This is a genomic window from Halopiger goleimassiliensis, from assembly GCF_000455345.1.
Classification (GTDB): Archaea; Halobacteriota; Halobacteria; order Halobacteriales; family Natrialbaceae; genus Halopiger_A; species Halopiger_A goleimassiliensis.
Genome location: NZ_HG315691.1, coordinates 82373 through 99796, shown reverse-complemented (window position 1 = coordinate 99796; position 17424 = coordinate 82373). Strand labels below are relative to the sequence as shown.

The following is a 17424-nucleotide window of genomic DNA, read 5'->3' as shown; positions in this document are numbered from 1 at the left end:
CCGGTCGGATGGTAGCTTGCCGCCACCTCGGAGCCGCCGGTCAGAAGGTGAGTTGGCCGGCCTCGACGGCGAAATAGATGGCGAAGTAGGCGACGAAGACGATCGCGAGCACCCACTGCCCGAGCGAGACGTCACGCGATTCACCCATCGCGGTTTTCACGAGTGGATAGCTCATGATCCCCGCGGCGAGGCCGTTTGCGATGGAGGCGGTCAGCGGCATCACGGTGATCGTCAGGCCGGCGGCGATGGCCCAGGCGGGGTCTTCCCAGTCGATGTCGGCGACCCCCTGGAGCATGATGATACCGACGACGACGAGAGCGATGTAGCTCGCGTAGGTCGGAATCGCGGTGATGAGGGGGACGAGAGCGAGTGCGGCGAGGAAACAGAGTCCCACGACGAGTGCCGTGAATCCCGTTCGACCACCCTCTTCGACGCCAGTTGACGACTCGACGTAGGTCGTTACCGTCGAGGTGCCGATCATCGCACCGACGGTCGTTCCGATGGCGTCTGCCATCAGCGGTTTTTCGACCTCGGGGAGGTCGCCGTTCTCGTCGAGGAAGCCAGCGATCTGGGAGACGCCGATCAGGGTCCCCGCCGTGTCGAAGAAGTCGACGAAGAAGAACGTGAACACGACGAGGACGAAGAGGAGCGGATCGTCGCCGATCATCCCGAGGCCGTCGACGAAGCCCCAGAACAACGGGGTGAAGTCGTACTGTGCACCGCTGATTCCGCCGTCCGTAATCGTCCCCGGCTCGACGAGTCCTGCGAGCGTGAGGAGCCACGCTACGATAGCGGTCCCGAGAATGCCCATCACGATCGATCCACGGACGCCGCGTGCGTACAGCAACAGCGTAGCGACGAGCCCCAGCAGCGAGAACGCCGCGATCGGGCGCTCGAGGACGTTACCGATCTGGACGAGGGTCGCCGGATCCGTGACGACGAGTTGCATCTCCTGGAGCCCGAGAAACAGCAGGAAAACGCCGATACCGGCCCCCACGGCGAACTTCACTGGTTCGGGGAACAGTTCGATGACGTATTTTCGTGCGCCGACGGCCGTCAGGAGGATGAAGACGATACCCTCGACGAAGACGGCGGCGAGTGCGACCTGCCACGGGACGCCGAGCAGGAGAACGACGGTATACGTAAAGAAGGCGTTCAACCCCATCCCGGGGGCGAGACCGAACGGTCGATTCGCGTACACCGCCATGACGACGATCGCGACGATCGAGGCGAGAATCGTGACGACCGCGAGCATCTGTTGGACCTCGGCGAAGGTGTACATCGATCCGCCGATCTCGGTCGTCGATTCCGGGCTGAGTTCCTCGGGTGGGAGACCGAAGATGGCCGGTGCCAGGATCGACGGGTTGACGACGATGATGTAGGCCATTGCCAGAAACGTCGTCAGACCCGCGATCGTCTCCGTCCGGTAATCCGTGTCGTGTTCGTCGAACTCGAAGAAGTCGGCGATGGTGTCGGATGCCCCCATGTTGGACGTTCGAGCATAGCTACACCAGTTAGTTAAAAGTTCCTGTCTCGGTTATCGATTTGTATTGCATATTCGTGCATATACCAGTGGAGGGAAGAGCAGCCTCGCTCGAGCGCACGCCGGCGTCGGAACCAACTATATGGGTCCCCGTGGCGTACGTACTCGCATGAGATTCGTTATCGTGGGATACGGTCGAGTCGGCTCGAGAACCGCCGAGATCACGGCGGAGGAGGGACACGACGTAACGATCGTCGACGACGACCCGGATCGGGTCGAACGGGCCGAGACAGAGGGGTTCGAAGCGTTTCACGGCGACGGTGCCGACGAGAGCGTCCTCGTCGACGCCGGGATCGCCGAGGCCGACGCGATCGGGGCGTTCACGCCGGACCTCAACGCCAACTTCGCGGCCTGTATGGTCGGCACTCACTACGGCTGTCGCACCGTTCTCCGGATCGACGAGGACTACCGACAGGACATCTACGAGAAGTACGCGGCCGACGTCGACGAGATCGTCTACCCCGAACGACTGGGTGCTGCGGGCGCGAAGACGGCCATGCTCGGCGGCGACTTCAACGTCGTCTCCGACCTCGCGACGAACCTGCAGTTGACCGTCCTCGAGATCGAGGAGGGGTCACCGGCCGTCGGCAAGCGGATCAGCGAACTCGACCTCCCCGAGTCGGCGCGGATCTACGCCCACGGGCGGGCCAAGGAGTCCCTGACGATTCCGCTCCCGGGCACCGAACTCGAGGTCGGCGACGAGGTCGCGCTCATCGTGGAAACGGATCGGGCAGAGGAGGTCCGGTCGACGTTGACGCCGGCGTCGGCGTAGTACCGACTAGGCATCGGTTTGGGCTCGAGAATCGGGGGAAACAGGCCACCGGAATCCTACGTGGCGGGAGCGTACCGGTAGCCCGAACGGTCCGATCGTTCGCACGTCACCTCGATCACCGCATCGGGAAACGGGAGCGGCGGAAAGTGGCGCGCGGACGGGGTGGATGGGGGTTGTTGCCGTTCGTGCGCGCCATCCGTATCGTCTCGTCGAACACCCATAAAACCGCGTCAGACTGTTGTCATCCGATCGTCTGACGCAGTTATCGATCGTCCGAAACACGGAAGACGAGCACGTTCTGGTGGACCATCGACGGAACGAACGAGAACGGGTAGCCGTAGACGTGGAGGTCCTTCGTCGGGTCGTACCAGATCAGGTTCGCCGCCAGCGTCAGTCCCGTCGCCGACTCGATCGCTCGTGCGAGGTCCGCCGAGAGGAACTCGTAGGACTGGTCGCGGTACATGTCGCCGATGAAGACGACGACGTGTCCGCCCGGTGCGACGGCTTCCGTGAAGCGGTCGAACTTCGCCGCCATATCCTCGAGCCATGCGTCTTTCGTCTCCCACTCCGGGTCGGCGTCCCCGTCGCCGTCGAACGCGTCCAGTTTGCTCTCGCGGGTGGCCCGCTCGTTGCGCGTCTGCTCGAGTTCGTCCATGTGCCAGTAGGGGACGTCCGTCAGCAGCAGGTCGACCGAGTCGTCGGGCACGTCCTCGATCAGGTCGATGCAGTCGCCGTGGCGCAGCTCCTGGGGGGCAAGCGGCGGTTCGCCCCGTGCCCGGCGCTCGGCGTTCTCGCGCTCGAGGACCTCCTCGTAGAGTTCGACCCACCGTTCGTTGCGCTCGAAGCCGATCGCCTCCCGGAGGCCGGTCCCCTCGTGTTCGCAGAAACTCGCGCCCAGGAGCGTGCCGCCGACGCCGGCGAAGGGGTCGAGGACGGTGTCGCCGGCCTTGCTGAACCGCCCGATCAGGTCGGCACAGAGCCGCGGGGGCTTCTGCCCGCCGTGTTCGCTGCGCAGGTCGTGCTGGACGGCGGGCGGATACCCCTCCGCGATGACGGACTTCGTGGCGTACTTCCACTCCTTGCCGGTGAGGTCGTTGAGCCGGTTGCGCTCGTCGTAGATCCCGCGCCCCTCGACGTACCGCTGGTGGTCGGCCAGGTCGTCCGTGTCGATCACCTCCCCGTCCTCGACGGGGAGGGACTCCTCGCGGGCCCGTTCGGCGTCGAACCCGCCGTCGTCGTCCGTGAAGAGGCGACTCTGCCGGTGGCCGTCGCCGTCGTCAGCCATTACGACTCGAGTGCTCACCGGGACCGCATAAACGCTTTCGTGGCGTTCGTCCCGCCGTCCGAGTGCCCGACGCTTTTTACCTCCCCATTCGTAGGCAAACTGGATGCCAGTGCCGCCGTCGGCCGGAGTCGCCGGCAACGTCGTCGCGCTCGTCGTCTCGATCACCGCGCTGTGGATCGGCGCACGGCTGCTCGTCACCGGGGCCTCCAGACTCGCCGGCGCGGCCGGAATCTCCTCGCTGGTGATCGGCCTCACGGTGGTCGCCTTCGGCACGTCCGCCCCGGAGGTCGTCGTCTCGACCGGGGCCGCACTCGAGGGACGCGGCGACGTCGCGGTCGGCAACGCCGTCGGCTCGAACCTGTTCAACATCGGCGTGATTCTGGGGCTGGTCGCCGTCATCACCCCGTTTCGCGTCGCCGAGTCGCTGGTCCGACGCGACGCCGTGGCGATGGCGGCGGCGACGGCCGTCGCCGGTCTGGTCCTCTTCGACGGCCTCCTGATGCGGGCCGAAGGCGTGGCACTCGTCGTCCTGCTGGGTTGCTATCTCGGCGCGCTCTGGCTGGCGATCCGTCGGGATGGGGAGTCGACCGACGCGCCCACGGCCGAACCGGGGACCGAAACGGGTCCACCGAACGACGTGCAGTACGGCCTCGAGATCGGGCGCGTCGTCGCCGGCCTCGTGCTGGTGGTCGGCGGTGGCCGTGTGCTCGTCGACGCCGCAGTCACGCTCGCGGTTGCCGGTGGCGTCTCGGAGTGGCTGATCGGCGCGACCATCGTCGCTGCTGGTACCTCGATGCCCGAACTCGCAGCCTCCGCGGTGGCGGCCCGACAGGGCGACGTCGGCATCGCTGCCGGCAACGTTGTCGGCTCGAACGTCTTCAACGCCTTCGGCGTGCTGGGAATCGCCGCGGTCGCCCGGCCGATGGTCGTCGATGCCGCCGTCTTCTTCGGTCTCGCCTGGCTCGGCGTGCTGACGGCGTACGCCACGGTCGTCCTCGCCACTGGGCGGTGGCTGAGCCGCCTCGAGGGCGTCGGCCTCCTCGCCCTTGGACTCGGCTACTGGGTCGCGAGCGCCCTCCTCTGATCGGAACTCTCCGACCGAACCGAGCGACCGGTAACGGTGGTGTTAGCGAGGGCCTTTCCCGCTTGCGTGCCAACGCTCGGGTATGAACATGCTCGTCGACGGTGAGTGGCGAACCGACGCGTACGAGACGACCGACGACGACGGTTCGTTCCAGCGCCAGGAGACCACGTTCCGCGACCGGATCCACGACGAACCGGACGCGCGGTTCCAGCCCGAAGCCGGCCGGTATCACCTCTACGTGTCCTACGCCTGTCCGTGGGCCCACCGGACGCTCGTGGTGCGCGCGCTGAAGGGGCTCGAGGACGCCATCTCCGTCTCCGTGGTCGACCCGTACCGCGACGAGGACGGCTGGCAGTTCACGCCCGAGAAGGAAGGCTGTACGCGCGATCACGTCCACGACGCGGATTACCTCCGGGAGTTGTACGTGAAGGCCGACCCGGACGCGACCTGTCGCGTGACGGTGCCGGTCCTCTGGGACGAGCAAGAGGACACCATCGTCAACAACGAGTCGAAGGAGATCATGCGGATGCTGGACACCGAGTTCGACGAGTACGCGGAACGGGACGTCGACCTCTACCCGGAGGGATACCGCGAGGAGGTCGACCGGATCCTCGACGAAATCTACGAACCGATCAACAACGGCGTCTACCGCGCGGGGTTCGCGACCGAGCAGGAGCCCTACGAGGAGGCCGTCGACGACCTCTTCGCCGCGCTAGATCACTGGGACGAGGTGCTGGGCGAGCAACGGTACCTCGCGGGGGACCGGCTCACCGAGGCCGACGTCGCGATATTCACGACGCTCGTCCGGTTCGACAACGTCTACCACACACACTTCATGTGTAACGTCCAGTACGTCCGCGAGTACGACAACCTCTGGCCCTATCTCCGTGATCTCTATCAGACGCCTGGTGTAGCACGAACGGTACACATGGACCACATCAAGGAACACTACTACACGACCCACCCCGACGTGAACCCCCATCGGATCGTTGCCCGGGGTCCGGACCTCGCGTTCGACGCGCCCCACGACCGCGACGAATTACCGGGTAGCCCGCCCGCCGATCTGGCTCCTGCAAGCGCGGACGACTGACCGCCGTTCCGATCGGTTCGAACCGCTCAGGCTTCGGCCTCCGCCTGTTCTGTTTCCTCCTCTTCTTCTTCCGGTTCGAACGGTAGTTCGGGACGTTTCCGATTCGGATCGTTTCGCCAGGTTTCGTACCGGGACTCCGTGGGCTCGTCCATCACGAACACCCGCCAGAGTACCCACGCCAGCGCGATGATCGGGAGCGCAGGCAGGAGGACGATCACCATGACCGCGGCGATGACGTATCCGAACGCGGACATCTGCAGGTTCGGAACGTAGCCCGTCGACTCGCCTACTGTAGTGGACATAGCTGAGAGTTCGTCCGGTCCGATATTCGGTCTTTCGATACCCTCCACGCGAGTCGGTCGTCAGCCCGTCTCGAGTCCGTCCCGACCCTCGTCCCCGCCGTCGAGAACCGCCTGTGCGTCGTCTTGCGGCCGATAGCCGAGTCCCTGCATCGTCTCCGTCAGCGAGAGGAACCGCTCGGTGTTGTCCGAGATGCCGTGGGCGACCATCGGGTTGGTCTCGAGGGCGGTCGTCGCCGCGGCTTCGATCACCCGCCGGCAGTCCCCTGGGCTGAGCCACATCGCCCGGGCGAACCGTTCGCCGGAGGCGTCCCGGTCGGCGACCTCCTGGCGGAGTTCGTCGCGAGTGAGCAGCCAGCCGATCCGAAGGGTGACGACGTCGAGTCCGTGTCGCTTCGCGTAGTACGACCCCATCGCCTCGCCGAAGACTTTCGTCACCCCGTAGTAGGTGTCGGGGTCCGGCGGATCGCCGGGGCGGACGATCGACGGCGTTCCTACGGTCGACTCCGGGCGGATGCCCGAGACCGCGTTGTCCATGTTGACCGCGTGGTTCGAACTCGCGAAGACGACGCGCTCCAAGTCGTTCTCGACGGCGGCCGCGTAGGCGTTGTAGAGGCCGTCGACGTTCGGGCCGCGGACGGCGTCCCACTCGGCCCGCGGGTCCGGGTTCGCCGCGAGGTGGATCAACACGTTCTGGTCCTCGAGCGCGTCGACGAACTCCTCGTAGTCGGCGATCTCGAGCGTCGTCGTCTCCAGATCCTCGGTCTCGCTGTGGGAGAACAGCGTCAGGTCGACGTCCCGATCGTCGAACGCTCCGATGGCCTCCCTGCCGACGGTGCCGGACGCGCCGGTGATCGCGATGTTCGTCATACGGTCCCGACACCGCTGTCGCGGAAATAGCTGGACCCAGCGCCTTCCGGTCTCCGGTTGAGAACGTTCTTTACGCCGCCATCGAAAGGGCGATGCATGGAACGATGGCAACGGCGGGCGGTCCGGACGATCGCCGGGGTCGTAGTTCTCGCCGTGCTCGCGTCGCTCGTCTATCACTACGTAGTAGTCGTCGTCGAGGGTCGGTCGCCGAGTTACTTCCACTCGACGCAGGTCGTCGTCGAGACTTTCACCGGGACGGGATACGGCTCGGACGCCCCGTGGGAGTCGCCGATCGCGAACCTCTTCGTCATCGGGATGGACTTGAGTACGTTTCTGATCCTCTTTACCGTCGTTCCGTACGTCTTCCAGCCCGTCCTCGAGGAAGCGATGTCTCCGACGATCCCGAGAACCATCGACGCCACCGACCACGTCGTGGTCTGTGGCTACACCGCCCGGGGAGAACGGCTGGTCGACGAGTTCGAGGCGCGCGACGTCGACTACGTCGTGGTCGTTCCGGATCAGGACGACGTGCTCGCACTGACGGAGCGAGACGTCTCGGTGATCCACGGTGATCCAACGGACGCGGACGCCCTCGAGCGGGCCTGCGTCGACGATGCGGTTTCGGTGGTCGTCGATACGGACGACGAGGACGCGGCGAGCTGCGTCCTCGCCGTCAGGGAACACGACGAGCACATCCACGTCGTGGTGATGTGCGCGGACCTCACGCTCGAGCGGCCCCTCCGGTACGCGGGTGCCGACCAGGTCGTGACGCCCCGACACCTGCTGGCGGAGCGAATCGCCGAACGCGTCCAGACCGAACTCAACCCGCAACTGAGCGACGTCATCAGGCTCGGCGAGGACCTCTCGCTCGTGGAGGTGACGGTGTCGGAACGCAGCCCGTTCTACGGGATGACGCTCGCGGAAACGGGCATTATCGAGGAGCCGACCGTGACGGTCGTCGGCCTCTGGGTCGACGGCGAGTTCGACACGTCTCCCTCGCCCGAGACGACCATCGACGAACAGTTGACCCTCCTCATCGCTGGCGACGAATCCGAACTCAAGGCGCTCGAGAGCGAGGTTTACGCAGGGACCGGCAGCGACGCCGACGGATCGGTCGTCGTCGCGGGCCACGGCGAGGTCGGCGGCACGGTGAGCGCCGTCATGCGCGATGCCGGCGTCGACTGTACGGTCGTCGACGTCGAGGACGGGGATGGCGTCGACGTCGTCGGGAGCGCCACCGACGAGGAGACGCTCCGACGGGCCGGTATCGAATCGGCGACGACGTTCGTCGTCGCCATCGCGGACGACGCCGAGGCGATCCTCTCGGTGCTCGTCGCCCGCGAACTGGCCTCGGACCTCGACGTCGTCGTCCGGATGAACGACTCGGACAACGAGGCCAAAGCCAGGCGGGCCGGGGCCGACTACGTCCTCAACTTACCCGACATCAGCGGTCGACTGCTGGCGCTGAACGTCCTCCGCGAGGAGATCCTCACGCTCGACCGGCAGCTAAAGATCGTCCGTCTCGAGGCGGACGCGCTCGTCGGCCGCACAGTTCGTGACGTCCGATTTCGGGAGCGAAACTGTACGCTCATCGCCGTCGAGCGCAACGGTGAGACCGTCACCAACGTCGAGCCGTCGTTTACGTTCCGGGCAGGCGACAGTCTGTTGCTCGCCGGGAACGACGTCGCGATCGACGAGCTAGAGTCCCGACTCGAGTGATCGCGAGCCCGGTTCCGCGTCGACGACCCCTCGTACTCGGCTATCTCGAGGGGCGTCGTCGCGAGAGCCTCGATCACGCTGTGAGAGAAAGCTCGAGTTGGACGTCGTCGCCGGAGAACGCTTCGATGGCTTCCCTGCCGACGCGTCCGGACGCGCCGGTGATGGCGATGTTCGTCATGGGGGCGTCGACGTCGACCGTGTGGAAATAGGCTGGTCCGAGTCTTCCGGAGTGACGCTGAACGCCCGACAGGGGTCCGCTACCGCTCGAGGACGGGTCTACCAACACTTATCACTCAGAATTTCTATTGGTTTCCTATGGTAGAAACAGTCAAAGAGACGAGAGTAACTACGGAATCCGTCGAGTTGTACGTCTGTCCGAACTGCGAGCAACGGTACGAAGGGAACGAAATGGTGGCTGTTGGCCTCGGCACGGTGAAAAGAAACGACGAGGAGATGGCGTCGGTCGAAGAGGTGACCGTGATCTGTAACGCCTGTTCCGAATCCATCTTCGGCTTCGATGGGGATGGTGGATTCGTCGAAGACCTCGAAACGTCTCCATCCGGCACGGGAAGCGACGAAACGAACGATACGTTGTGGAACGTACTGGGCGGCACGATTGCGACCACGTTCGTTTCGTTCGTATTACTCGGTGTGACCGATTCGGTCGTGTTCTTACTCGTATTCTTACTGGCGTGGCTACTGTTGCCAGCCGTAGCGTACTTGACTTATAAGGAATACCGGTAACTGCGCCGAGATGTGCTCGATGGATCTTCTTCCTCCGCTCGAGATCGTCTCTTGGTCACGTTCCTTTCTACCACCTGGCAGCGACGGCCGACGTGCCCACGAACACCGCGAGCGCCAGCGCAGGCAACGTTCGTTGTGGAGCCGTCGCCACCGACCGAGCAACGTTGTACGCACACCTCACGATCAAACCGGTGGCTATCGCGATCCGATTTAGTACGGTAGCGACGCCGATGCAGGGCCGAGGTGTGGAGAGAAAACGGTCCGTTGCGGTCAGTTCGTCGACGGCGTCTTCCCGCGCCCTGCAGTCGCGTCGGCGACTCGCCCGCGAGTCCGTGCGTACTCGAGAACGTCCTCGAAGATCGACGCCTCGGTGACGGTCTCGCAATCGCCAACGACGACGGCCTTCCGACGCGAACGCGTGAGCGCCACGTTGAACCGTCGAGGTTCGTCGAGGAAGCCGACCTCGCCGCGATCGTTGCTGCGGACCAGCGAGACGAGGACGACCTCCTTCTCCCGGCCCTGGAAGCCATCGACGGTGTCGACCTCGACCGCGTCGGTGTCGTGACCGCGGTCGGCGAGTTCGTCCTCGATCCGTTTCACCTGGTCGTCGTACGGCGAGATCACCGCGAGGTCGGCGGGATCGAGGCCTGACTCGAGCAGTCGCGTCGCGTAGGCGGCGACCCGCTCGGCTTCGTAGGGATTCTCCTTCGACGGCGACCCTTCGCGGCTGCGTTCGGACGCGTCGGCGTCGCTCGTGTCGACGAAGACGAGCGGCTCCGACGGATCGAGCGCGGGATCGCCCGTGAGGTCGTCGTCGAGTAGGCCAGCGAGGGTGTGGGTGCGCACGTCGTCGTGGGGCTCGAGCGCGCCGTCGTAGAACCGCTCGCTCGAGAAGTCCTGGATGCGTTCGTGCATCCGGTACTGGGTGGAAAGCAACGAGCGGATCGGATCGACGGCACCCGGCGATTCCGTGGTTCCGCCGGTCGCATCCTCATTACCCTCGCTTTCGTATCGCTCGGCGAGTCGTTCGAACAGCGTCTCGTCCAGTCCCTCGCGTTCGGCCTCGCGGCTCCGGATAGTCGGCGGCAGTTGCCGGTGGTCGCCGGCCATGATCACCCGGTCGGCCTTCCCGATCGGGATCAGACAGGAGGGTTCGGTCGCCTGCGTGGCCTCGTCGATCACCAGCGTGTCGAACCGCTGGCCCGCCAGCAGGTCGCTGCCCGCCGTCGAGTTGGTCGTACAGACGACGTCGGCCCGCTCGATCTCTTCGGCGATAGCCTCCTGCTCGAGCCGTTCCGCGCGGTCGAACAGGTCGTCCGCGCGCTCCTGTAACTCGAGCCACTCGGCCATCTCCTCGATCTTCCCGGGCGGGATTCCCCGCGAACCGCGCCCCTCATCGGCCAGTTGCTTGATCCGCTCGTCCGAGAGGCCGCGACGCCACCGGCCCGACGGCGCGGTAAGGTCGTCCTGCTGGTCGAGCAGGTCGAACGCTTCGTCGCGGACTGCGCGGGATTCGCGGTAGGTTTCGTTGCCCTCGAGTCGTGCGTCGAGGGTGTGTTCGCGCAGCGTCGGCGTCACGCGAGCCGGGTGGCCCACCCGCAGCGGCCGGTGGTCCCCCTCGGCGAGGAACTCGACGACGTTGTCGACCGCGGTGTTCGAGGCGGCCGTCGCGAGAACCGAGTCCCCGCGGTCGACGGCCTGTCTGATCGCTTCGACGGCCGTCGTCGTCTTGCCGGTGCCGGGCGGGCCGTGAATCAGGTGGACGTCGTCGGTTGCAAGCGCCCGCCGGACGGCCTCGCGCTGGCTCTCGTTTAGGGCCTCGTCGTACCAGTCGTCGACGACGGCCCGAACGGGGCCGCTCGAGACCGCCTCGGGGTCGTCGACGCCGACGATCACGTCCCGGAGGTGTTCGCGAGGGACGTCACCCTCGGGATCCGCGTCGGCCTCGAGCATCGATTCGAGGGCCTCGAGCATCCGCTGGTAGGTGACGTCGTTGACGTAGAGGTCCAGACGGATGCCGTCGTCGAACAGCCACCCCGGCGGCGTCGTCTCGAAGGAGACGGTCACGGAGTGGTTGGTCACCTGCGTGACCGTCCCCGTGGGGTTGTCGTCCCGCAGTGGGTCCCGCTTGGAGACCATTACGAGGTCGCCGACGCCGATTTCGACGTCGGGGAGCGCGTCGCCGTACCGTTTCGTGAACTTGACGAGGTGGCCCGACAGCCCTTCGCCCTCGTCGCGACCGCGCATCTCGAGCAGCGCGCGCCCCTTCGACTCGCGTTCGCGGCCCGACAACTGTCGAATCTCCCGCTCGTGGCGTTCCATCTCGGCCTCGCGCTCGAGTTCCACGAGTCGGGCGTACTCGTCAATGTAGGACTGTACCTCGCGCGTGCGCTCGTCGAGCGTCGTCACAGACACCTCCGACCGACCGACGCGATTGCCGTCCATCCGCTCGACGACGCGCTCGAGGTCGTCCTCGGGGAGCGCGAGGTCGACCTCCGCCTCGTCGTCATTGACGTCGATGTTTCCGATGTCATCGGGGTCGACGTCCGCTTCGCCGGCGAACGCTCCGACGATGTCGCCGGGTCCTTCCTCGGAGAGACCACGAACCAGCACCGTCGGCATACTTACGCGTTCGTAGGGGCATCCGTCACGTTAGGCCCAACGGTTCGGATTCGGAACGCGACCGGTTCCGGACCGGAACGCGACCCGACGCCTGCGTCCCGAAGGTTTTCCGGTCCACCCTTCATACGACCGGTCACCAGTGACGAATCAGCAGACGTGGGACGTCGAACTCCGGATTCCGTCCGACGCAGACCTCGAAGCCGCCGGCGAGTCCAGAACCATCACGGTCAGCGAGGACGAGTCGATTCTGGCGGCCGCCCGTCGAAACGGAATCTGGCTCTCCGCGGACTGCCAGCAGGGGTGGTGTATCACCTGCGGTGGGAAACTGGTGGAGGGCGAACTCGACCAGTCGAGCGCCAAACGCTACTATCCGGAGGACGAGGAAGCCGGATTCGTCCTCACCTGCGTCGCGAAACCGCGTTCGGACTGCGTGATCGAAGTCGAACGGTACGGCGAGATGCTCCACCACCGCGCCGATCACGGCAGGCCGCCCGGCCGGTCGAAACTCGGGTGAGACGATACCGGTGAGAGACGCACAGTACCTCTCGATTCGCGCTTCCCCCACTGTGACAATTCTCCTGACTTATCAGCAGGTATTTCAAACGCCGTCCGATAGCCGGAGTATGCTCGACGGCTCCTCCCCGGATGCGAAAACGAAAGCCACAGTCGGCGTCGCTTTTCTCGCCCTCACTGTGTTCTTGCTGTACGGTCAGGAATTCGGTGACCTCGGATTGCACGTAGCGATTATCGGGGTCGGATTCGGTATGGCGCTGCTCTACTACGTTCGTCGATTCGTGCTTGCAGTGGAGGCGCTCGCGGTCGACTCGTAATCGATCGACTCCAATCGGGACCCCAGCGGACACGGTCGGATACGGCCCCGGACGTAGCGACCTGCCGGCCGAACGCTATTCCGGATCCGCGACGTGGCTCTCGGTGGGCACAACTAGATGACGGAATCACAGCCACCGGTCCACCCCGAGTTCACCGGTATCCTGGTCTACGACGGCGACTGTCCGTTCTGCTCGGCGGCTGCGACGGCCGTTCGTCAACTCGAGGAGGTGGGCATCGTCGCGTGGGACGATCCGGCCACGCGACGGTTCCTCGAGGCGCAGTTCGACGGAACGCCGTTCGCGCTCTTTTTCGTCGACTGTGAGACCGACCGAATCTGGGCGGGTCGGGCTGCGGCGAGCGAGGTGTGTCGCCGTGCGGGGATGCCCGTCCTCGTGCAGGACGTCGTCGACGAGAACTACGAGCGGATAGCGGACGCGATCCGATTCGTCGCCGGAGTCGACCGGGGCATCGATCCCTACCACGACGTGTATCCACTCTCGGCCGCGGCGAGCCAACGTGTCGACGACCTCGCCGCGAGCGCGTCGGCGACGCACGTACCGGCGAACCGGTAGCATCCGAGCTGTTCAGTTTCGGACCTGGAACGTCGATGCCGGAGCGGCAACGACGGCGACGCGGGTTGCGTGAACCCGGGGGTTTATCCTACAGGCGTTGGGGAATCCAAACGAGAACTGGTCAGTGGAACGTCACGGCGGTCTCGGCCCCGTGTCCGGACGCGACCCTACCCGTACTCCCGCTACCATGACGAAAGACCTCGAGCGAGACCTCGGACTTCCGGCCGTGTTGGCCATCAGCATCGGTGCGATGATCGGGAGCGGCATCTTCATCCTGCCGGCGCTGGCCGTCGACATCGCGGGGCCGGGGGTGGTGCTCGCGTACCTGATCGCCGGCCTGCTCGTCGTCCCGGCCGCGCTGAGCAAGTCCGAGATGGCGACGGCGATGCCCGAAGCCGGCGGCACGTACATCTACATCGAGCGCGGGATGGGGCCGCTGTTGGGTACCGTCGCCGGCGTCGGGACCTGGTTCTCGCTCGCGTTCAAGGGTGCGCTGGCACTCGTCGGGGGCGTTCCCTACCTCGTGTTGCTCTTCGACCTGCCGGTCAAACCCGTCGCACTGGTGCTCGCCGCCGTCCTCATCGGCGTCAACCTCCTGGGTGTGAAACAGACCGGCCGGCTTCAGGTCGGCATCGTCGTCGTCATGCTCGTCGCCTTGCTGTGGTTCATCTACGGCGGACTCCCCGCGTCCGAGGCGGCCAACTACGAGGGGTTCTTCGCCGAAGGCGCTGGCGGCCTGCTCGCGGCGACCGGCCTCGTCTTCGTCTCCTACGCCGGCGTCACCAAGGTCGCGAGCGTCGCGGAAGAGGTCGAGCGCCCGGATCGGAACATCCCGCTCGGCATCCTCGGCTCGCTCGCGTTCACGACGATTCTGTACGTCCTCATCGTGGCCGTCATGGTCGGCGTCTCCCCGCTCGAGGAACTGGCGGATACGAACACCCCGATGGAGATCGCCGCCCGAGCGACGCTCGCACAGGCGGGCGTCGTCGCCGTCGTCCTCGCAGCCGTTCTCGCACTCGTCAGCACCGCGAACGCGGGCATCCTCTCGTCGTCACGGTATCCGTTCGCGATGAGTCGGGACAATCTCGCGCCCGACCGATTCGGCGAGGTCAGCGCCCGGTTCGGGACGCCGACGACCGCGATCACCCTCACCGGCGGCGTGATGCTCGTCCTGATCGCGTTCGTCCCCGTCCTCGAAATCGCGAAACTCGCCAGCGCGTTCCAGATCCTCGTGTTCGTCCTGATCAACGTCGCCGTCATCGCCTTCCGGAACGCCGACCTCGAGGAGTACGATCCGAGTTTCGAATCGCCGTTGTATCCCGGGGTACAGGTGTTCGGGATCCTCAGCGGTATCGTCCTGCTCACACAGATGGGAGCCGTCGCGCTCGGCGGGGCGGTGATCATCACGGCTGGGAGCGTCGCCTGGTACTGGTTCTACGCCCGTCCACGGACCGATCGCGAAGGGGTCGCCGTCGACACGATCCGCCGGAAGACGGGACGGGAGGTCGTCGATCGAACCGAGGCGTCGCTCGAACCGCGAGCCGACGACGTGTTGGTCGCGCTCGCCGAAGGGACGACCGAGGAACGCGAACGCCGACTCGTCCGCATCGCCGCCGACGTCGCACGGAAACACGACGGGGGCGTCTCGATCGTCCAGTTCGACGAGGTTCCCGACCAGGTGCCCCTCGAGTACGCCTCGGAGACGCAGTCGCCGGCCGACCTCGAGTTCGAGGCCCAGACCGACGCCCTCTCCGAGGAGTTCGACGTGCCGATCCAGTACGGCGAAATCGTCAGCCACGACACGAAACGCGCTATCGTGAACTTCGCCGAGCACGAGGACGTCGACGCCATCCTGCTGGAACGGCGTCCCGACTACCTCGAGCAGCAGTTCCTCGGCGGTTCGATCGAGTGGATCCTGCGCCACGCGCCGTGTGACGTGCTGCTCGCGGAGGACCGCTCGTTCGACGACGTCTCGGAAATCACGGTTCTCACCGATCGGGGGCCGTACGATCCCTCGAAGGTCCGGATCGCCGACGCGCTCGCCAGCGAACTCGGTGCGACGATCAGACTGGTCTACGCCGTCGAGGAGTCCGCGACGAGCGACTTCAAGGAGACCCTCGACGACTATCACGAGGAACTCGTCGCCCTCTGCTCGGCACCGGTCACGACGGAGATCGTCGAGACAGAGTCGGACGAGGACCTCATCGGCGTGGCCGAATCCGCGGAGTTCCTGGTGACGAGCCGGAATTACCGGCTCGGTCACGAACTCCGAGAGAGCACGACCGATCGGATCATCGACGCCGTGAACGTCCCCGCTGTCGGCGTCCACACGCACGAGTCGAAACGGCCCGGACTCATCGGCCGACTCGTCGAACGCTTCGTGTTTTGATCCGACCGTAGTTCCGTACGTTCACTTCAGTCTCTACCCGTCAGCTCTACGTATAGTCGGTCTCGAGCGAGTGTGGAAAAAGCACTAAATAGCGCGTTATGGCAGGAACCGACGCATGTCCGACGACAAGCCACACGCCGCCGGCAACGTCGACGCGGGAGACACGAGCGAGCGCGTCGGGATGGCCGTCCTCCGGGAGCGCGGCCTCGAGCCAGAAGAACTCCGGGAAAAACTCATCGACGCCATCGGTGCCGAGTTCACCACGTACTACTACTATACGAACTTGCGGATGCACCTGGCAGGGCACGAGGACTACAAGGAGATTACCGAGGACGCTCGCCTCGAGGACCGAGCGCACTTCGAACTGGTCGCGCCGCGAGTGTACGAACTGGGTGGGCACCTGCCCAACGACATCCGCGACTTCGCGGATCGGGCGTCCTGTCCGGACGCGGAACTGCCGGTACCGTACGACGACCAGGGCGAAGCGCTGAACATCCAGGACCTCACCGCCGAGGACGTACTCGAGGTACTGCTCGAGGCCGAACGCTGCGCCATTCGAACCTGGTCAGAGATCTGTGACATGACCCACGGCGTCGATCCGCGAACCTACGACATGGCCCAGCGCATCCTTCAGGAGGAGATCGAGCACGAGGCGTGGTTCGTCGAACTGCTCTCGATGGAGCGCGACGGCGAGATCAACCCCGCGGGTCACTTCGTCCGGGGCGAACCCGGCGACGCGCCCTACTCGACGAACCGCCGATTCAACGACAGCGCTTGAACTGGCCGCCACTGCGAAACCCTCCCGGCGTCCCCCGAACCGACCGGCAACTCGAGACGCCTGCACGGATCAGAGGAGGTCCGGCAGCGCCTCGAGGGAGTCGATCTCGTAGGTCGGTTCCGTCGAGAGCCGGTAGTCGCTGCGGTGGTCACGGCGGAGGAACGCCGCGTCGATCCCGAGCGCGTCCGCCGCCTGGACGTCGACCCGGCTGTCGCCGACGAACAGCGGGTTCGACGCCTCCAGGTCGTCGATCGCCCGCTCGAGGTAGTACGGCCGCGGTTTCTTGCGTTCGATCCCCGCAAGCGTCGGCTCGCGGCCGTACCAGCAGTCGAACCCGTGCAGTTCGAGGTGTTCGAGTACGTTGGCGATCGTCTCGTGCTGGTTGTTGCTGACGATTCCCGTCGCCGTCTCGAGGGAGTCGAGGGTCGCGACGTCCTCGTAGGGGCGTTTCCGCCCGGCCTCGAGTTCCGCCCGCTGGGCGTCGATCGCGGCGCGTTCCCGGGCGCGCCACAGCCGTTCGGGATCGACGTCGTGCTCGGATGCGACCCCTCGAAGCGAGGAGACGGTCGGACTGCGGAGCGTCTCGAGGTGATCGTCCGGGGGATCGCTCACGCCGACGCGCTCGAACGCCCGGCGCATCGCCTCCCGTAACACGTTACCGTCGGTCGGCGTGGTCAACACGCCGTCGTTGTCGAACAGCACTGCGTCGTACGTCGCTCCCATTGCGGTTACGTCGGCGTACGAACGCGACCACTATCGGCGTTGCGACCGGCGATCGACGCGTACTGCTTCACGACGCCGATCCCCGTCGACGACTGCCGCTGCC

At 65.6% G+C, this 17424-nt stretch carries 16 protein-coding genes; 10 read left to right on the top strand and 6 right to left on the bottom strand.

Annotated elements, in window-relative coordinates; genetic code table 11:
- Nucleotides 1-40: 40 nt before the first annotated feature.
- Nucleotides 41-1486 carry an NCS2 family permease gene (locus TX79_RS15315; RefSeq protein WP_049928522.1) on the bottom strand — a complete coding sequence of 482 codons (1446 nt, stop codon included), beginning with the start codon at nucleotides 1484-1486 and terminating at the stop codon, nucleotides 41-43.
- Nucleotides 1487-1652: 166 nt separating this feature from the next.
- Here TX79_RS15315 and TX79_RS15310 point away from each other — a divergent pair, with 166 nt between their 5' ends.
- Complete coding sequence (locus tag TX79_RS15310; protein ID WP_049928521.1) at nucleotides 1653-2315, top strand: potassium channel family protein; 663 nt, start codon at nucleotides 1653-1655, stop codon at nucleotides 2313-2315.
- A 262-nt stretch (nucleotides 2316-2577) separates the two neighbouring features.
- Here the strand turns inward: TX79_RS15310 and TX79_RS15305 are convergent, their stop codons facing one another.
- Entirely contained in the window at nucleotides 2578-3600 is a 1023-nt protein-coding gene (locus TX79_RS15305; protein WP_049928520.1) for a DNA methyltransferase, read from the bottom strand.
- A gap of 103 nt (nucleotides 3601-3703) precedes the next feature.
- Here TX79_RS15305 and TX79_RS15300 point away from each other — a divergent pair, with 103 nt between their 5' ends.
- Both TX79_RS15300 and TX79_RS15295 read left to right on the top strand, forming a co-directional pair.
- On the top strand, nucleotides 3704-4684 hold the full coding sequence (locus tag TX79_RS15300) for a calcium/sodium antiporter (RefSeq protein WP_049928519.1): 981 nt from the start codon (nucleotides 3704-3706) through the stop codon (nucleotides 4682-4684).
- A gap of 82 nt (nucleotides 4685-4766) precedes the next feature.
- Nucleotides 4767-5774 carry a glutathione S-transferase family protein gene (locus TX79_RS15295; protein ID WP_049928518.1) on the top strand — a complete coding sequence of 336 codons (1008 nt, stop codon included), beginning with the start codon at nucleotides 4767-4769 and terminating at the stop codon, nucleotides 5772-5774.
- A 26-nt stretch (nucleotides 5775-5800) separates the two neighbouring features.
- Here the strand turns inward: TX79_RS15295 and TX79_RS15290 are convergent, their stop codons facing one another.
- Both TX79_RS15290 and TX79_RS15285 read right to left on the bottom strand, forming a co-directional pair.
- Complete coding sequence (locus TX79_RS15290) at nucleotides 5801-6076, bottom strand: DUF7535 family protein (protein ID WP_049928517.1); 276 nt, start codon at nucleotides 6074-6076, stop codon at nucleotides 5801-5803.
- 60 nt (nucleotides 6077-6136) lie between these two features.
- Entirely contained in the window at nucleotides 6137-6943 is an 807-nt protein-coding gene (locus tag TX79_RS15285) for an NAD-dependent epimerase/dehydratase family protein (protein WP_049928516.1), read from the bottom strand.
- A gap of 96 nt (nucleotides 6944-7039) precedes the next feature.
- Here TX79_RS15285 and TX79_RS15280 point away from each other — a divergent pair, with 96 nt between their 5' ends.
- Both TX79_RS15280 and TX79_RS15275 read left to right on the top strand, forming a co-directional pair.
- The gene (locus tag TX79_RS15280) at nucleotides 7040-8662 is read left to right on the top strand and encodes a potassium channel family protein (RefSeq protein ID WP_049928515.1); all 1623 of its coding nucleotides are present in this window, start codon (nucleotides 7040-7042) and stop codon (nucleotides 8660-8662) included.
- Nucleotides 8663-8977: 315 nt separating this feature from the next.
- Nucleotides 8978-9406, top strand: coding sequence for a hypothetical protein (locus TX79_RS15275; protein WP_154660557.1), 429 nt, complete (start codon nucleotides 8978-8980; stop codon nucleotides 9404-9406).
- 270 nt (nucleotides 9407-9676) lie between these two features.
- Here the strand turns inward: TX79_RS15275 and TX79_RS15270 are convergent, their stop codons facing one another.
- The gene (locus TX79_RS15270; protein WP_081655609.1) at nucleotides 9677-12028 is read right to left on the bottom strand and encodes an IGHMBP2 family helicase; all 2352 of its coding nucleotides are present in this window, start codon (nucleotides 12026-12028) and stop codon (nucleotides 9677-9679) included.
- Nucleotides 12029-12167: 139 nt separating this feature from the next.
- Here TX79_RS15270 and TX79_RS15265 point away from each other — a divergent pair, with 139 nt between their 5' ends.
- The 5 genes from TX79_RS15265 to dps all read left to right on the top strand — a co-directional run bounded on the left by TX79_RS15265 (nucleotide 12168) and on the right by dps (nucleotide 16598).
- The gene (locus TX79_RS15265) at nucleotides 12168-12542 is read left to right on the top strand and encodes a 2Fe-2S iron-sulfur cluster-binding protein (protein WP_049928513.1); all 375 of its coding nucleotides are present in this window, start codon (nucleotides 12168-12170) and stop codon (nucleotides 12540-12542) included.
- A 109-nt stretch (nucleotides 12543-12651) separates the two neighbouring features.
- Nucleotides 12652-12858, top strand: coding sequence for a hypothetical protein (locus TX79_RS15260; protein ID WP_049928512.1), 207 nt, complete (start codon nucleotides 12652-12654; stop codon nucleotides 12856-12858).
- Between the two features lie 117 nt (nucleotides 12859-12975).
- Nucleotides 12976-13431 carry a DCC1-like thiol-disulfide oxidoreductase family protein gene (locus tag TX79_RS15255; protein ID WP_049928511.1) on the top strand — a complete coding sequence of 152 codons (456 nt, stop codon included), beginning with the start codon at nucleotides 12976-12978 and terminating at the stop codon, nucleotides 13429-13431.
- A 187-nt stretch (nucleotides 13432-13618) separates the two neighbouring features.
- The gene (locus TX79_RS15250; protein WP_049928510.1) at nucleotides 13619-15820 is read left to right on the top strand and encodes a universal stress protein; all 2202 of its coding nucleotides are present in this window, start codon (nucleotides 13619-13621) and stop codon (nucleotides 15818-15820) included.
- 115 nt (nucleotides 15821-15935) lie between these two features.
- The gene (gene dps / locus TX79_RS15245) at nucleotides 15936-16598 is read left to right on the top strand and encodes a DNA protection during starvation protein (RefSeq protein ID WP_049928509.1); all 663 of its coding nucleotides are present in this window, start codon (nucleotides 15936-15938) and stop codon (nucleotides 16596-16598) included.
- 69 nt (nucleotides 16599-16667) lie between these two features.
- Here the strand turns inward: dps and TX79_RS15240 are convergent, their stop codons facing one another.
- A complete protein-coding gene (locus tag TX79_RS15240) occupies nucleotides 16668-17321 on the bottom strand; it encodes an HAD family hydrolase (RefSeq protein ID WP_049928508.1) in 654 nt (217 codons plus the stop codon).
- Nucleotides 17322-17424: the final 103 nt, after the last annotated feature.

Coding starts and splice junctions, on each gene's coding strand:
- TX79_RS15250 (WP_049928510.1), top strand. CDS start 13,619: ATGACGAAAGACCTCGAGCGAGACCTCGGACTTCCGGCCGTGTTGGCC.
- TX79_RS15255 (WP_049928511.1), top strand. CDS start 12,976: ATGACGGAATCACAGCCACCGGTCCACCCCGAGTTCACCGGTATCCTG.
- TX79_RS15295 (WP_049928518.1), top strand. CDS start 4,767: ATGAACATGCTCGTCGACGGTGAGTGGCGAACCGACGCGTACGAGACG.
- TX79_RS15315 (WP_049928522.1), bottom strand. CDS start 1,486: ATGGGGGCATCCGACACCATCGCCGACTTCTTCGAGTTCGACGAACAC.
- TX79_RS15300 (WP_049928519.1), top strand. CDS start 3,704: ATGCCAGTGCCGCCGTCGGCCGGAGTCGCCGGCAACGTCGTCGCGCTC.
- dps (WP_049928509.1), top strand. CDS start 15,936: ATGTCCGACGACAAGCCACACGCCGCCGGCAACGTCGACGCGGGAGAC.
- TX79_RS15270 (WP_081655609.1), bottom strand. CDS start 12,028: ATGCCGACGGTGCTGGTTCGTGGTCTCTCCGAGGAAGGACCCGGCGAC.
- TX79_RS15280 (WP_049928515.1), top strand. CDS start 7,040: ATGGAACGATGGCAACGGCGGGCGGTCCGGACGATCGCCGGGGTCGTA.
- TX79_RS15290 (WP_049928517.1), bottom strand. CDS start 6,076: ATGTCCACTACAGTAGGCGAGTCGACGGGCTACGTTCCGAACCTGCAG.
- TX79_RS15285 (WP_049928516.1), bottom strand. CDS start 6,943: ATGACGAACATCGCGATCACCGGCGCGTCCGGCACCGTCGGCAGGGAG.
- TX79_RS15260 (WP_049928512.1), top strand. CDS start 12,652: ATGCTCGACGGCTCCTCCCCGGATGCGAAAACGAAAGCCACAGTCGGC.
- TX79_RS15310 (WP_049928521.1), top strand. CDS start 1,653: ATGAGATTCGTTATCGTGGGATACGGTCGAGTCGGCTCGAGAACCGCC.
- TX79_RS15240 (WP_049928508.1), bottom strand. CDS start 17,321: ATGGGAGCGACGTACGACGCAGTGCTGTTCGACAACGACGGCGTGTTG.
- TX79_RS15275 (WP_154660557.1), top strand. CDS start 8,978: ATGGTAGAAACAGTCAAAGAGACGAGAGTAACTACGGAATCCGTCGAG.
- TX79_RS15305 (WP_049928520.1), bottom strand. CDS start 3,600: ATGGCTGACGACGGCGACGGCCACCGGCAGAGTCGCCTCTTCACGGAC.